Annotated in this window: 9 protein-coding genes and 1 pseudogene; 8 read left to right on the top strand and 2 right to left on the bottom strand. The window is 42.6% G+C overall.

Annotated elements, in window-relative coordinates; translation table 11 throughout:
• The first annotated feature begins 123 nt into the window (after positions 1–123).
• The gene (locus J502_RS10825; RefSeq protein ID WP_249301567.1) at positions 124–573 is read left to right on the top strand and encodes a hypothetical protein; all 450 of its coding nucleotides are present in this window, start codon (positions 124–126) and stop codon (positions 571–573) included.
• 122 nt (positions 574–695) lie between these two features.
• On the opposite strand, the gene J502_RS10820 is transcribed toward J502_RS10825, so the two are convergent.
• Both J502_RS10820 and J502_RS10815 read right to left on the bottom strand, forming a co-directional pair.
• Positions 696–1,691 carry an ABC transporter substrate-binding protein gene (locus J502_RS10820; RefSeq protein ID WP_005014206.1) on the bottom strand — a complete coding sequence of 332 codons (996 nt, stop codon included), beginning with the start codon at positions 1,689–1,691 and terminating at the stop codon, positions 696–698.
• 3 nt (positions 1,692–1,694) lie between these two features.
• A pseudogene (locus J502_RS10815) lies at positions 1,695–2,281 on the bottom strand (ANTAR domain-containing response regulator).
• A 406-nt stretch (positions 2,282–2,687) separates the two neighbouring features.
• On the opposite strand from J502_RS10815, the gene J502_RS10810 reads away from it, so the two are divergent.
• From J502_RS10810 to J502_RS10780, 7 genes are all read left to right on the top strand, one after another.
• A complete protein-coding gene (locus J502_RS10810; protein ID WP_017401088.1) occupies positions 2,688–4,028 on the top strand; it encodes an MFS transporter in 1,341 nt (446 codons plus the stop codon).
• Between the two features lie 40 nt (positions 4,029–4,068).
• Positions 4,069–6,615, top strand: a complete 2,547-nt coding sequence (nirB, locus tag J502_RS10805) for a nitrite reductase large subunit NirB (RefSeq protein WP_005025956.1) — start codon at positions 4,069–4,071, stop codon at positions 6,613–6,615.
• A 24-nt stretch (positions 6,616–6,639) separates the two neighbouring features.
• The gene (gene nirD, locus J502_RS10800) at positions 6,640–8,250 is read left to right on the top strand and encodes a nitrite reductase small subunit NirD (RefSeq protein ID WP_005025954.1); all 1,611 of its coding nucleotides are present in this window, start codon (positions 6,640–6,642) and stop codon (positions 8,248–8,250) included.
• A gap of 280 nt (positions 8,251–8,530) precedes the next feature.
• Positions 8,531–11,311, top strand: a complete 2,781-nt coding sequence (locus J502_RS10795; protein ID WP_005014216.1) for a nitrate reductase — start codon at positions 8,531–8,533, stop codon at positions 11,309–11,311.
• Positions 11,308–11,946, top strand: a complete 639-nt coding sequence (gene mobA, locus J502_RS10790; protein WP_005014217.1) for a molybdenum cofactor guanylyltransferase — start codon at positions 11,308–11,310, stop codon at positions 11,944–11,946. Before J502_RS10795 ends, mobA begins: the two co-directional genes overlap by 4 nt.
• 133 nt (positions 11,947–12,079) lie before the next feature.
• Complete coding sequence (gene moaA / locus J502_RS10785) at positions 12,080–13,132, top strand: GTP 3',8-cyclase MoaA (RefSeq protein WP_005014218.1); 1,053 nt, start codon at positions 12,080–12,082, stop codon at positions 13,130–13,132.
• 1 nt (position 13,133) lies between these two features.
• Complete coding sequence (locus J502_RS10780) at positions 13,134–13,385, top strand: MoaD/ThiS family protein (protein WP_005014220.1); 252 nt, start codon at positions 13,134–13,136, stop codon at positions 13,383–13,385.

The raw sequence follows: 13,385 nt of genomic DNA, 5'->3' as shown, positions 1-13,385 counted from the left end.
AAATTACAGTAAATAATGCTTAATATTCTATACAGAAGCGATATAAATTTAAAAAAAAGCCCGTATAAAATTACTTTACATTTCTTTCAGATTTATGCAAGTTTAAAAACAACTGATTAAAATATGAAGAACAATATGCAAGATATTAATGAGCCGAAAATTAATCTTCCTGAAGAGATAAAATTAGAAGACGGAACAGTTATCCCAGTTGGTGACATCAGCTATGAGGCTTCCTATCTGGATGGAACCCATGATCCGGAAAGTTTTAATGGCTATATTCTTACATTTGAAGTATCAGGAAAGGGAATGGCCGCAATTCGGATTATCCCAAGTATGACTGATCCAGATGACGCCGAGCACGGAGTCAACTATATCGAATTCACTGAAGATGATGAAGCCGGTATCGACCTTTCACCTGAAACCGCCAGCCAGATTCGAATTACACCAGCAGAAGAAGATGATCTGGTTAATGAAGATGACTACGGCGACGGAAATGAACACGATGGGGGTGTAGTACCAGAGGACTATAATAATGAGGATATTGAAGATATAAATGATATTATAGACCGCTAGGTTACTGAATTATAAAATTAATCTTAGTATCTTTAAAAACGTTTCATGAGATAAAAAGTTTTGCTATAAGAACTTTTTATCTCATTTTTAATAGTAATCCAAATAACTTCCCGGAGCCAATATCAGCATTGAAGTTTGTATATACAACTTTGACCAAGTTGGTGGAAATCCGAAGAATAAGAATCAAGCTGTTCCCATTTCAGCATTTTTTCAGTTAACCATATAAAATCGGCTAGTTGGGGCTGAGCAGACTCACCAATAAAGTTCTGTATAATATTTTTTATAAAATAAAATTTGTCTACATGTATCTCAGCAGAACATTGAAACCGGATAATATTGTAATGAATAAGTAGTTGCCAGATTTGCTGATAATCTTGCATTTGTTTTAATTCATATTGTGCCTTTTGAATAGCCTCGACTAAAGCGGTTAATGTATTTGGATGCTGGCTAGCCCATTCGGCCGTTACTGCCAATACTTTATCGGCGACTTTAGGAATAATGGTTTGGCTTGAAGTAATTATTTTTGAATAACCTTGTAATTCTCCTTGGGTATTCCAAGGCTCACCTGCACAAAAACCATCAATTAAGTGATTAGAAACAGCCTCAACCATATACGGCGGTGGCAGAGTCTTTAATTCAAAGTGCTGGGCGACTTGTTCATCGGCCAGAGCCAGCCATTCTCTTAAACAATAATGATGAAGCGAGTATTTAAAAACCTGCGCTAATTGAATTGGACGTCCCTGTAAGTAAGCTTGCACTACTTTTTGTGCAGATTGTTGTGCTGTATCACTAGAGTTAATATCCAGTTCAAAACACAGTTTCTGGCTTAAACTGATATAAGCCTGATTGGTACTTAATATTAATGGTGTTTGAAAAGGTATCCCTGACTGATCAAGACCTATTGCAGCAGCAGGTAACATTGCAGAAAGACAATGTGCAGCATCGAGAAAACCAAAAGCTAGCCGATCACGCAGACTGGCCCAGGATGGTTCTTTAACCAGCTGGACATTTAAACCAGTTTCTGTAAAAAAGCCACGATATTTGGCCCATAAAATAGCAATACAGTCCAGTAATGGTATATAGCCTAGCTGAATATCTGTTTTTTCAAGCTGTTTCATAACCTAATCCTTTAATCTGGTCTGTAATAATTGCTGTGCGTCAAGAAGCCTTCTTGCCATTTTACCCATGGTCATACATGGCTCATGGCATTTTTTCTTAACAGGCGAAATGCATCTTCTTCACTGAGATGATGCATTTGCATGAGTAGCACTTTGGCTTTTTCAATATCCTTACGGTCAGCCAGTTTTCCTTCGGTTTCTTTTAAGGCATTAAGCAATTTTCGGTATTTTTTAAACTGTTCAATCGAGATCTGCAAAATACTGTCAAGTTTGGCCGGATCAATCCCATCAACGATATAGGCGGTTACTCCAGCATCGATAGCACTTTTAATCGTATCCTTGTGGCTATTTTTGGTGAAAAGAACAGTAGGCAAATCAAAATGGCTGACACAGTTTTCAATAATATCTCGATGCGGATTTTGTATATCAAGCAGAATTACATCTGCGTGCAACTGCTGCAAATAAGACATATTAGAGTGGTCAATGACAAGACAGGCCACCACATCAAAATGATGTTCCAGCAGAGAAACTCTAATATATTCTGCTCGCTCCAGGTCATCATCGATTAAAACTATTTTAAGTTTTGACATGCAACACTCGGGTTGTGTCTCTAACAATTGTTAAAGATCTAAAGCAATTAGAATGCCAATCTGATATAAAAATTTAAGACACGATGATTAAAATTCAATGGAGAAATACAGAATAAGTGCTCTTTGCTTTAACCCTCTGCACCTTAATAATGCAATTCTTAGATTCGAACCAGTAAACTTATATAAAATTAAAACTATTAAAATTAGTTAATTGATAAAAATTAAATAAAATCAATAGAATATAAAATAATTTTTAAAATTGGCATATTAACTGCATATTACTGAATGGGTCAAAGAAGACTCTCAAAATTTGTAAGACGGCCAACGACGTCCGCTCTGTTCGAATCTGTAAGGTGGCAACACTAACAGACCAGTCCATGCGTTCAGTTCAGGTAGGAGATGGCTTATGTCTTCAAATTTAAATGCTAAAAAAGCAACAAAAATAAGTCTATTTAACTTTAGTACTGCAGCGATGCGGGCCTTCCATATGAGTTGGCTCGCATTTTTTGTCTGCTTCTTTGCCTGGTTTGCCTGTGCACCGCTAATGCCAGTTATTGCAGGAGAGTTTCATCTGACCAAAGACCAGATAGCCAATATTAATATTGCTGCAGTTGCAATCACCATTCTCGTAAGACTCATCGTTGGTCCTTTATGTGATAAATACGGCCCGCGCAAAACTTATACCGCATTACTCATTATTGGCAGTCTTCCAGTCTTTGGAGTAGCCTCTGCCAACAGTTATGAATCCTTTCTGTTCTTTCGTTTACTGATTGGCGCTATTGGTGCCAGCTTTGTAATTACTCAATATCACACCAGCATCATGTTTGCATCCAATGTAGTAGGTACCGCCAATGCTGCCACAGCTGGCTGGGGAAATGCCGGTGGTGGAGCCACTCAGGCGCTCATGCCGCTGCTTCTTGCTGCATTGGTAATGTTTGGAGTTGAACAGACCTTAGGCTGGAGAATTGCGTTAATTGTTCCAGGGATAATGATGATAATTGTTGGGGCATTGTACTGGAAATTTACCCAGGACTGTCCACAAGGTAATTTCAAGGAACTGCGGGCAGCAGGTGTACAGGTCGGAAGCGAGAAAAAAGGTGGCATGGCGATTCTGCTGCATGCGGCACGTAACTATCGGGTCTGGATTTTATTTGGGGCCTATGCAGCCTGTTTCGGAATTGAAATCTTCATACATAACATCGTGGCGATGTATTACGTCGAACACTTCAGCTTCGGCCTTAAAGAAGCCGGTATGGCAGCAGGCATATTTGGCTTGTTGGCATTATTTGCGCGTGCTTTGGGCGGCATTGTATCTGATAAGGTGGCAATTAAAAAGGGACTGGATGGACGTACTAAAGTGCTGTTCGCCATGATTCTGATGGAAGGCCTGTTTTTAATTTTATTCTCGCAAATGAACAGTGCCATGCTGGCCATTATCACAATGACTGTCTTTGCATTATTTACCCATATGGCATGTGGTGCAACATATGCGCTGGTGCCATTTATTGACCGTGATGCTTTAGGCGGTGTGGCCGGCATTATCGGTGCAGGCGGTAACGTGGGTGCGGTCGCAGCAGGATTCTTACTCAAAGGCATGCTGGATATTCAAACCTGTCTGATGGCACTTGGCGGCCTGGTCGTGATTGCAGCAAGTTTTGTTCTGATGATTCGCTTCTCGGTTGAGCATAAGGCCAAAGAGCAAAAGCTATATGAAGAAGCTGTTCTTGAACGAAACAACCTGGCTTAAAACACAAGATACAAGATTTAGAAAATTTAGGAGAAGGAATATGAAACTGGTAATGATTGGCCATGGCATGGTAGGACACAAATTTATTGAATCTGTGCTTGAGCATACGGGTGATGACGTTGAAATCACGATTCTGGCAGAAGAGCCGCATCTGGCGTATGACCGTGTTCACTTAACAGAATATTTTAGCGGTAAATCAGCCAAGGATTTAACCCTTTGCCGTACAGACTTCGCCGATGCTTATGGAATTGATCTACGTTTAAGCACTAAAGCCACTGCGATTGATACAATTAGTAAAACAGTGACTACCAATCATGGCGATGTGATTGCGTATGACAAACTGGTTTTAGCCACTGGCTCTTATGCTTTTGTTCCACCAATTCCGGGTAATGATCGTGAAAATTGCTTTGTTTACCGTACTATTGAAGATCTGGATGCCATTCGTGCAGCCAGCCTGAATTCAAAAACCGGTGTAGTAATTGGTGGTGGTCTGTTAGGTCTGGAAGCAGCTAAGGCACTACGTGACCTGAATCTGGAAACGCATGTGGTTGAATTTGCACCACGCCTAATGGCAGTACAGATTGATGATCTTGGCGGTAAAGTATTACGCAGCAAAATCGAAGATCTGGGCGTTAAAGTCCATACCCAAAAAGCCACCTCGTCTATTGAAGATGGTGTCAATGCCAAGCACGTGATGAAGTTTGGTGATGGTGCTGAGCTGGAAACCGACATCATTCTGTTCTCTGCAGGGATCCGTCCACGTGATGAGCTGGCACGTCAAAGCGGACTGGCAATCGGTGAGCGTGGCGGGATCATGATCAATGATTATTGCCAAACTTCCAATCCAGACATTTACGCGATTGGTGAATGTGCGCTGTGGAATAACAAGATTTTTGGTCTGGTTGCACCAGGCTATGACATGGCACGTATTGCTGCGAAACATGTACTACAAGAAGAATGTGCAGCATTTGCTGGCGCAGACATGAGCACCAAGCTGAAACTGATGGGTGTGGATGTTGCATCAGTTGGCGATGCACATGCCATGACACCAGGTTCACTGAGCTATTTCTATGCCGATGAAGCGGCACAGATCTACAAGAAAATTGTGGTTAATGCAGAAAAAACCAAACTGCTCGGTGCAGTGCTGGTCGGTTGTGCCAAAGAATATAACGACCTGCTGCAAATGATGCTAAATGGTCTGGAAATCCCGGAAAATCCGGAAAGCCTGATCATGCCGGGCTTTGATCAAGCGACTGCAAAAGCAGGCGGTAGCGGTGTAGACCTGCTCCCAGACAGCGCAACGATCTGTTCATGTAATAACGTATCTAAAGCGGATATCTGTTCAGCGATTGCCGATGGTTCAACTTCACTAGGCGCTCTGAAAAAATGCACCAAAGCAGCTACTGCATGTGGTGGTTGTGCACCTTTAGTCACTCAAGTATTGAAGTCTGAACTGCAACGCCAAGGCGTGACAGTGAATAACCATCTGTGTGAACACTTTGCTTATTCACGCCAAGAGCTGTATCACCTGGTGCGCGTCAATGAGATCAAAACTTTTGATGACCTGATCCAGCAACATGGTCATGGTCTGGGCTGTGATATCTGTAAGCCAACAGTGGCCAATATTCTTGCATCTTGCTGGAACGACTTTGTCCTGAAACCAATCCATGCCGGCCTGCAAGACAGTAACGACTACTACCTCGGTAACATTCAAAAAGATGGTACTTACTCTGTCGTTCCTCGTATGGCAGGTGGTGAAGTCACTCCAGATGGTCTGATCGTAATTGGTCAAATTGCTAAAGAATATGGTCTGTACACCAAATTGACTGGCGGCCAGCGTGTCGATATGTTTGGTGCGCAACTGCATCAATTACCAGAAATCTGGGAAAAACTGATCAATGCCGGTTTTGAATCGGGGCATGCTTACGGTAAATCGCTGCGTACCGTGAAATCTTGTGTGGGTAGCACCTGGTGCCGCTATGGTGTGGATGATTCTGTGGGCTTGGCGATCTATCTGGAAAACCGCTACAAGGGCTTACGTTCTCCGCATAAACTGAAAATGGCGGTATCTGGCTGTACCCGTGAATGTGCCGAAGCACAAAGCAAAGACGTGGGTGTGATTGCCACTGAAAAAGGATGGAACCTGTATGTTTGCGGTAACGGCGGTATGAAACCGCGTCATGCTGAACTACTAGCATCAGATCTGGATACACAAACTTTAGTTCGCTATATCGACCGTTTCTTCATGTTCTATATCCAGACGGCTGATCGTCTGCAACGTACTTCAGTATGGCGCGACAATCTCGAAGGTGGCCTGGATTATCTGAAAGATGTCGTTGTGAATGACTCACTGGGTCTGGCAACAGAACTCGAGCGTCGTATGGAGCATGTGGTGGGCACTTATCAGGATGAATGGCGTACTGCAGTTGAAGATCCAGAAGTCCGTAAACGTTTCAAAACCTTTATTAATGCCAAGGCTGAACAGCAAAACGACTCACATATCCAGTTTACAGAAGTTCGTGGCCAGATTCGTCCAAAAACAAAAGCTGAACGTGATGCAAACCGTATTGCAGTAGTGGAAGCCTGATTCAAATAACAAAGGAGCAAGAAGATGACTATTTTTAAAGACATGAATGAACTAAATTGGGTAGAAGTGTGTGCACTGGACGACATCACCCCAAATACTGGTGTAGCAGCATTAGTAGAAGATCAATCAATTGCGATCTTCCGTGTAGGATCAGAAAAACGAGTATATGCGCTGAGTAACCAGGACCCATTTAGTAAGGCTTTTGTGATGTCACGCGGCATCATTGGTGATTTACAAGGTGAGCGCGTCGTCGCTTCACCCATTTATAAGCAGCATTTCAGCCTGGCGACGGGCCGCTGTCTGGAAGATAAAGACCAGAAGCTCCTGGTATTTCCAAGCAAAATTGAAAATGGCAAGATATCCATTAGCCCTGTGCCACAAAAAACCTATATTACCAATAACGGTGTTTCACCTGAAAAAATGAAGCTGGTACTGGTCGGTAACGGTCTGGCGGGCATGCGTTGTCTGGAAGACGTGCTGGATATGGCGCCAGACCGTTATGAAGTTACCGTGATTGGCGAAGAACCGTGGGGCAACTACAACCGTATTATGCTATCACCTGTACTTTCGGGTGAGAAAACCATTGATGACATCATGCTGCATCCGCATGCCTGGTATGCCGACAAAGGTATTCGCCTGATTGCCGGTGATCCGGCAGTCCGCATTGACCGTCCGCGTAAGCATGTGTATACCGAAAAAGGTGAAGTAATCAGTTATGACCGCCTGATTCTTGCCACCGGTTCTAAACCATTCGTTCCACCAATTCCAGGTAGTGATTTAAAAGGCGTACTCAGTTTCCGTAATATTTATGACGTCAACCAGATGCTGGCCTATTGCAAGACTAAAAAAAATGCGGTAGTCATCGGCGGTGGTTTGCTGGGTCTAGAAGCGGCGTATGGCCTGAAACAGCAAGGCATGAATGTCACAGTATTGCATCTGATGGATCGCATCATGGACTGTCAGTTAGATATCAAAGCCAGCCAGATGCTAAAAACAGCAATTGAGCAGAAGGGCATTAAAGTCCTAACTGAAGCCAATACTGAATGTCTGATCGGTGAAGATGGTCATGTCACTCAGGTAAAACTCAAAGATGGTACTGTGCTGGATGTTGATCTGGTGGTATTCGCTGTGGGGATTCGTCCCAACATAAGCTTGGCGCAAAGTGCAGGTCTGCGGTGCAACCGCGGTGTATTGGTGAATGACACCATGCAGACTTTTGATCCGAGTATTTATGCTGTAGGTGAATGTATCGAGCACCGTGGTCAAACCTTTGGCCTGGTTGAACCCCTATGGGGCCAGGCATTCATTTGTGCATCGCATCTGGCCGGGCATGGCATCCTGATTTTCAAAGCGCCAACAGTTCCAACTCAACTTAAAGTCAGTGGTTGTGATGTGTTCTCGGCAGGTGACTTTGAACCGAAAGAAGATTTTGAAGATATCGTGCTCAATGACGAAAAACGTCAGATCTACAAGCGCATTATTATTCAAAAGGATAAAGTGATTGGTGCAGTGTTGTTTGGCGACACTGAAGACGGCGCATGGTATGCGGAACTAATTGCAGATCAAACCCCAATTACAAATATTCGCAACAAGCTGCTTTTTGGTCGGGATTTTGCATTAAAGAAAGCAGGTTGAAAAATCAATTTGTCATGGAAAAACAGGATATGCGAAATGTTATCCGCAACTGTTTAAGCCAAGACAACATAAGAAAATGAATGTTTCTGCAAGCTTTTTGATAAATGATGGATTAAGGCGATTTTTACGGATGACAATAGTTTTGCCTATTTCTCCCGAAAGAAAAGTAGGTGGAACCAAAGGTTCATCCAGAAAAATGAGTCGAATTGAAAAGACACCGTTGTAATGAACCCCCTTTTAAAAGAATTAAATAGCCCGTTACAAAACTTAAGGAGCATCCATGAACAGTATTCCCATTGTGGAACTTGAAAGCTCTACAGACTTAAAAACAATAACTACGCAAACGACCTGTCCATACTGCGGCGTGGGCTGTGGAGTAACGGCACATGTGACGCCAACACCATCAGGACTGAAAGTAGCGATAGAAGGCGATGTCAATCATCCTGCTAATTATGGCAAGCTCTGCATTAAAGGCAGTAATCTGGCAGATACTTTGGGACTGGAAACCCGTGTCCTAGAACCGATAATCGGGCGTAAAGATCAGCAAGAAATCACTAGCTGGGATACTGCGACTTCTATTATTTCCAAAAAATTCCAGCAATGTATTGATCAATATGGTCGTGACAGTATTGCCTTCTATGTATCGGGCCAATTACTAACTGAAGACTATTATGTCGTCAATAAATTTGTTAAAGGCTATCTCGGTACAGCCAATATCGATACCAACTCACGACTTTGCATGTCATCGGCAGTTGCCGCACATAAACGCGTCTTTGGTGAGGATATTGTCCCTGCGAGTTATGAGGATTTTGAACATACCGATATGGTAGTACTAGTGGGTTCCAATACTGCATGGTGCCATCCAGTTTTATATCAACGCATCATGCAAGCCAAAGAACAGCGTAACCTGTTTGTAGTCGTAGTTGATCCCCGCTTTACCAGCACCTGTGAAGCTGCGGACTTGCATTTGCCGATTTTACCCGGACAAGATGTGGCACTGTTTAATGGTTTATTGCAGTATCTCTGGAAAAATGGTCACGCAGACCATAAATTTATTGCTCAATATACACAAGGCCTAGAACAGACTTTAGTACAGAGTGAAACTGAATCTTCCATTGAAGCAGTGGCTCAGCGTACTGACATTACTGCTGATAAACTGCGAAACTTTTATGAGAAATTTGCCCAAACTGAAAAAGTTATGACCTTATTTTCAATGGGAGTTAATCAGTCTTCTCAAGGAGTAAACAAGGCTAATAGTATTAGCAACTGCCATTTATTGACGGGGAAAATTGGCAAACTGGGTGCCGCACCATTTTCTATGACCGGACAGCCGAATGCGATGGGCGGGCGTGAAGTGGGTGGACTGGCCAACATGCTGGCAGCCCATCTGGAGCTGGAAAATGAAAGCCATCAGCAACTGGTGCAAAATTTCTGGCAAAGTCCCTATATTGCCAAGCAGGCAGGGCTAAAAGCCGTTGATTTATTTCAGGCAGTTGAAAGCGGCAAGATTAAAGCAATCTGGATCATGGCGACCAATCCAGTTGTGAGCATGCCGGATGCCGATCAGGTCAAACGAGCTCTGGAAAAATGTGACTTTGTGGTAGTGTCGGAGATTTGCCAAAATACGGATACCACACAATATGCCGATGTCTTGTTACCTGCACTTGGTTGGGGTGAAAGAGACGGAACCGTGACTAATTCGGAACGTCGTATTTCTAGACAGCGAGCTTTTTTAGATATACCAGGGCAAGCCAAAGCTGACTGGTGGGCCATCAGTCAGGTGGCTCAAAAAATGGGATTTAGTGGTTTTGATTTTAATAACAGCCACGACATTTTTCTGGAACATGCCCGATTATCTGCCGAACAAAATTCTCATTTAAGTCAGCGATCTGAAACACCATATTTCCGTTATTTCAATTTAAAGGGTTTAACCGATTTAAGCTTGGCTGAGTACAATGAGCTAAAACCAGTGCAGTGGCCAGTGTGGAGCAAAGATCAGGCAGATGATTTAGTCACTCGACTATATAGCCAAGGTCAGTTTAGCCATGCCGATGGCAAAGCTAAATTTATTGCGGTCTCTGCAGTAGATCCAGTTTATCCAATCTGTAGTGAATTTCCTTTAATTTTAAATACTGGCCGGATCCGAGATCAATGGCATACCATGAGCCGTACCGGACTCTCTGCCAATTTAAGTACACACCGTGCTGAACCGTATTGTGAAATCCATCCGCATGATGCCTTGAAATACGGGATTAAAGATGACGAGCTGGTAGAAGTTAAATCCAGATGGGGAAATTGTGTTTTACGTGCAATGGTCAGTGACAATATTCGCCGTGGACAGGTCTTTGCACCGATTCACTGGAATGACCAGGTGGCCTCTGACGCCAGGATCGGCAAGATCGTGAATCCGGTAGTCGATGCTATTTCCGGTGAGCCAGAATTTAAACACACACCAGTGCTCATACAACCCTTTCATATTCAGTGGCAAGGCGTATTTTATGTACGTCAGGGTTTTGAAAAAACCGTGCAATCGTCTATTGAAAATATGGTTTGGTGGGTAAAGATCACCACCACCAAAGCTCTCCGTTATGAACTGGCAGATCGTCAAAAATTCGCTCATACTACTGAGCATTTAAAAGAATTATTCCCATTTCAGGATGAAAGTTTTGAATGGCTAAATCTTGAAGATCAAACTGCTCACATCAGCCATACTGTAGTACTGAAAGAAGGTCACTTAATTGCCAGCCTGTATATTGCACCGAAGGCTTTATTACCAGACCGGGACTGGATAGCCAACCTGTTTAAACGTGAACGTTTAAGTGCCATGCATCGTAAAGCCTTACTCGCCGGGCAGCCAATGTCCATGGTGAATAATGAAGGTCCCTTGGTGTGTAGCTGTTTTAAAGTCGGTAAAAACCGCATTATTGAAACCATTAAAACTAAAAATATTATGGATGAAAAACAGATAACTGCATGTTTAAAAGCTGGAGGAAATTGCGGTTCATGTCTGCCTGAAATCCGTGGTCTGATTAAAGCATGCCAAATGGAGATAGTAGGATGAAAAAAGGAAGCAAGAGAGAAAATAATAAAACAGTTTATCCGCGTACTGATCTGGTGATACTAGCCGGTGGACAGGCCAGACGGATGAATGGCATCAACAAACTGTTGCAGAAATTTGATGAACAGATTCAGCTGATTAAAATTTATCAACAACTGAAACCAAATATTGCACAGGTCTGGATCAATAGTCATCGTGACTATTCCATTTATCAAAAAATTATTCCAAATATTTATTATTATCAGGATGATGAGACCGGTTTTCAGGGGCCATTAATGGGCATGAAAAGTGCTTGGTCGCATGTGCAATCAGACTATGTGCTATTTGTACCCTGCGATGTAACCTATATCCCATCCAAAGTACTGCTCAAGCTACATGTGGCTCTAGCTAAAAATAATCTGGCAGAAGTCGCTTATGTCGAAATCAATGGTAAGCCACTTTATCCATTTTGTCTGGTCAAGCGCAGCAGCTTGGTAACCCTGAATTTACATATTGAACAAGAACAGCGCAGTCTTAAACACTGTTTTAGTGATTTGCACGCTCAAGTTGCATGTTTTAAAAATCATGCCCTATTTTTTCACAGTATTAATTCGCTGGATGAGCTGCAACAGTATCAGCAGCTCAAATTTCTGCACTAAAACTGAATATTTTTCTTTTAGCGCAAAGTTGGAACACTTATTGCAAACCTGATTATTACAAGATTGAGCAATGCAGGTATCAAGCATTGCAGATGCGCATAACCAGCCCGCAGTCTGAAGATGGATATTCAACATGAAGACGATGACACAGCTTGAAAACGTTGCATTATTTGTCGACCAGTTTGGCCGCAGCAAGCGCAAGCTACGTATTTCAGTGACTGATCGCTGCAATTTTAAGTGTGTCTACTGTATGCCAGAACATCCTGAATGGATGAAAAAACAAGACCTGCTCAGTTTTGAAGAGTTATATCAATTCTGTGATTTTATGGTTCGTCATGGTATAGAAGCTATCCGCATTACTGGTGGTGAACCCTTAATGCGACAGGGAGTAGTGCATTTCGTTGAACAGCTTCAAGCTCTAAGAAAGCTGGGCCTAAAGCGTATTTCGATGACCACTAATGGACACTACCTCAAGCAATATGCAGATAACTTAAAACAGGCCGGGCTGGATGATTTGAATATCAGTCTGGATAGCTTGAATAACAAGCAGTTCAAGCAGTTGACCCAAAAAGATTTAACACCCGTTTTGGAAGGAATTCAGGCAGTCAAAGCTGCTGGCTTACCGATCAAGATCAATTGTGTATTGATGAACGGAATCAATGACCATCAAATTCTGCCTTTGGCACGCTGGTCGGTTCAGCAAAAAATTATGCTGCGTTTTATTGAATTTATGCCCTTGGATGGGGATAGAAAATGGTCTACGGAACATGTGGTCAGTGAAAAATATATTTTAGAAACCTTGGCGACTGAATTTACTCTCACCGAAAAAAACAATGACTCTGCACAGTCAGGTTCGGAACCTGCAAGACAGTATTTGATTGATGGCCATCCGATTGGAATTATCTCGACCATTACCAATTCATTTTGTGGCAGCTGTGACCGGTTACGGTTGACAGCACAAGGTGAATTTTATAACTGCCTGTTTGCACCACAAGGTTTGAATATTAAAAATGAAATCCGCTCTCTGGGTTCTTCTTTACCTTTGGGTGAAGTGAATTTATACAGCATTTTATCTCCATACATCTGGAACAAAGAACAAGGCTTTTACGCTATAGCACAGCGTTTAAAAAGTCAGAATATGAACCAAAACAGCCGCAAGATTAGCATGCATATGATAGGAGGCTAAGATGTCACAAATCAAAATCAGAATTGAAGCCTTCGGTGCGGTAGAACGGCAGTTACCGCAAAATTTCGAAATTATCTGCAAATCTCAAAGTACAGTTTCTCAGATATTGGATCAGGTGGGACATAACTATCCTGAAGCCCTTGCCATAATGGAACGCTGTGCCTGTGCAATTGGTGAAGATATTATTTCACGTCAGACTTCACTCACTACTGACAGCACGCTGGTACTACTTTCACCTGTAGCAGGAGGTTGA

This window comes from Acinetobacter sp. 1294596, from assembly GCF_000582925.1.
Classification (GTDB): Bacteria; Pseudomonadota; Gammaproteobacteria; order Pseudomonadales; family Moraxellaceae; genus Acinetobacter; species Acinetobacter radioresistens.
This window is presented reverse-complemented; position numbering and strand designations above follow the sequence as displayed.

What these genes read in the sequence shown, in the direction of transcription:
- J502_RS10825 (WP_249301567.1), top strand. Translation starts at nt 124, where the DNA reads ATGAAGAACAATATGCAAGATATTAATGAGCCGAAAATTAATCTTCCT.
- nirB (WP_005025956.1), top strand. Translation starts at nt 4,069, where the DNA reads ATGAAACTGGTAATGATTGGCCATGGCATGGTAGGACACAAATTTATT.
- J502_RS10810 (WP_017401088.1), top strand. Translation starts at nt 2,688, where the DNA reads ATGTCTTCAAATTTAAATGCTAAAAAAGCAACAAAAATAAGTCTATTT.
- J502_RS10820 (WP_005014206.1), bottom strand. Translation starts at nt 1,691, where the DNA reads ATGAAACAGCTTGAAAAAACAGATATTCAGCTAGGCTATATACCATTA.
- mobA (WP_005014217.1), top strand. Translation starts at nt 11,308, where the DNA reads ATGAAAAAAGGAAGCAAGAGAGAAAATAATAAAACAGTTTATCCGCGT.
- J502_RS10795 (WP_005014216.1), top strand. Translation starts at nt 8,531, where the DNA reads ATGAACAGTATTCCCATTGTGGAACTTGAAAGCTCTACAGACTTAAAA.
- moaA (WP_005014218.1), top strand. Translation starts at nt 12,080, where the DNA reads ATGAAGACGATGACACAGCTTGAAAACGTTGCATTATTTGTCGACCAG.
- nirD (WP_005025954.1), top strand. Translation starts at nt 6,640, where the DNA reads ATGACTATTTTTAAAGACATGAATGAACTAAATTGGGTAGAAGTGTGT.
- J502_RS10780 (WP_005014220.1), top strand. Translation starts at nt 13,134, where the DNA reads ATGTCACAAATCAAAATCAGAATTGAAGCCTTCGGTGCGGTAGAACGG.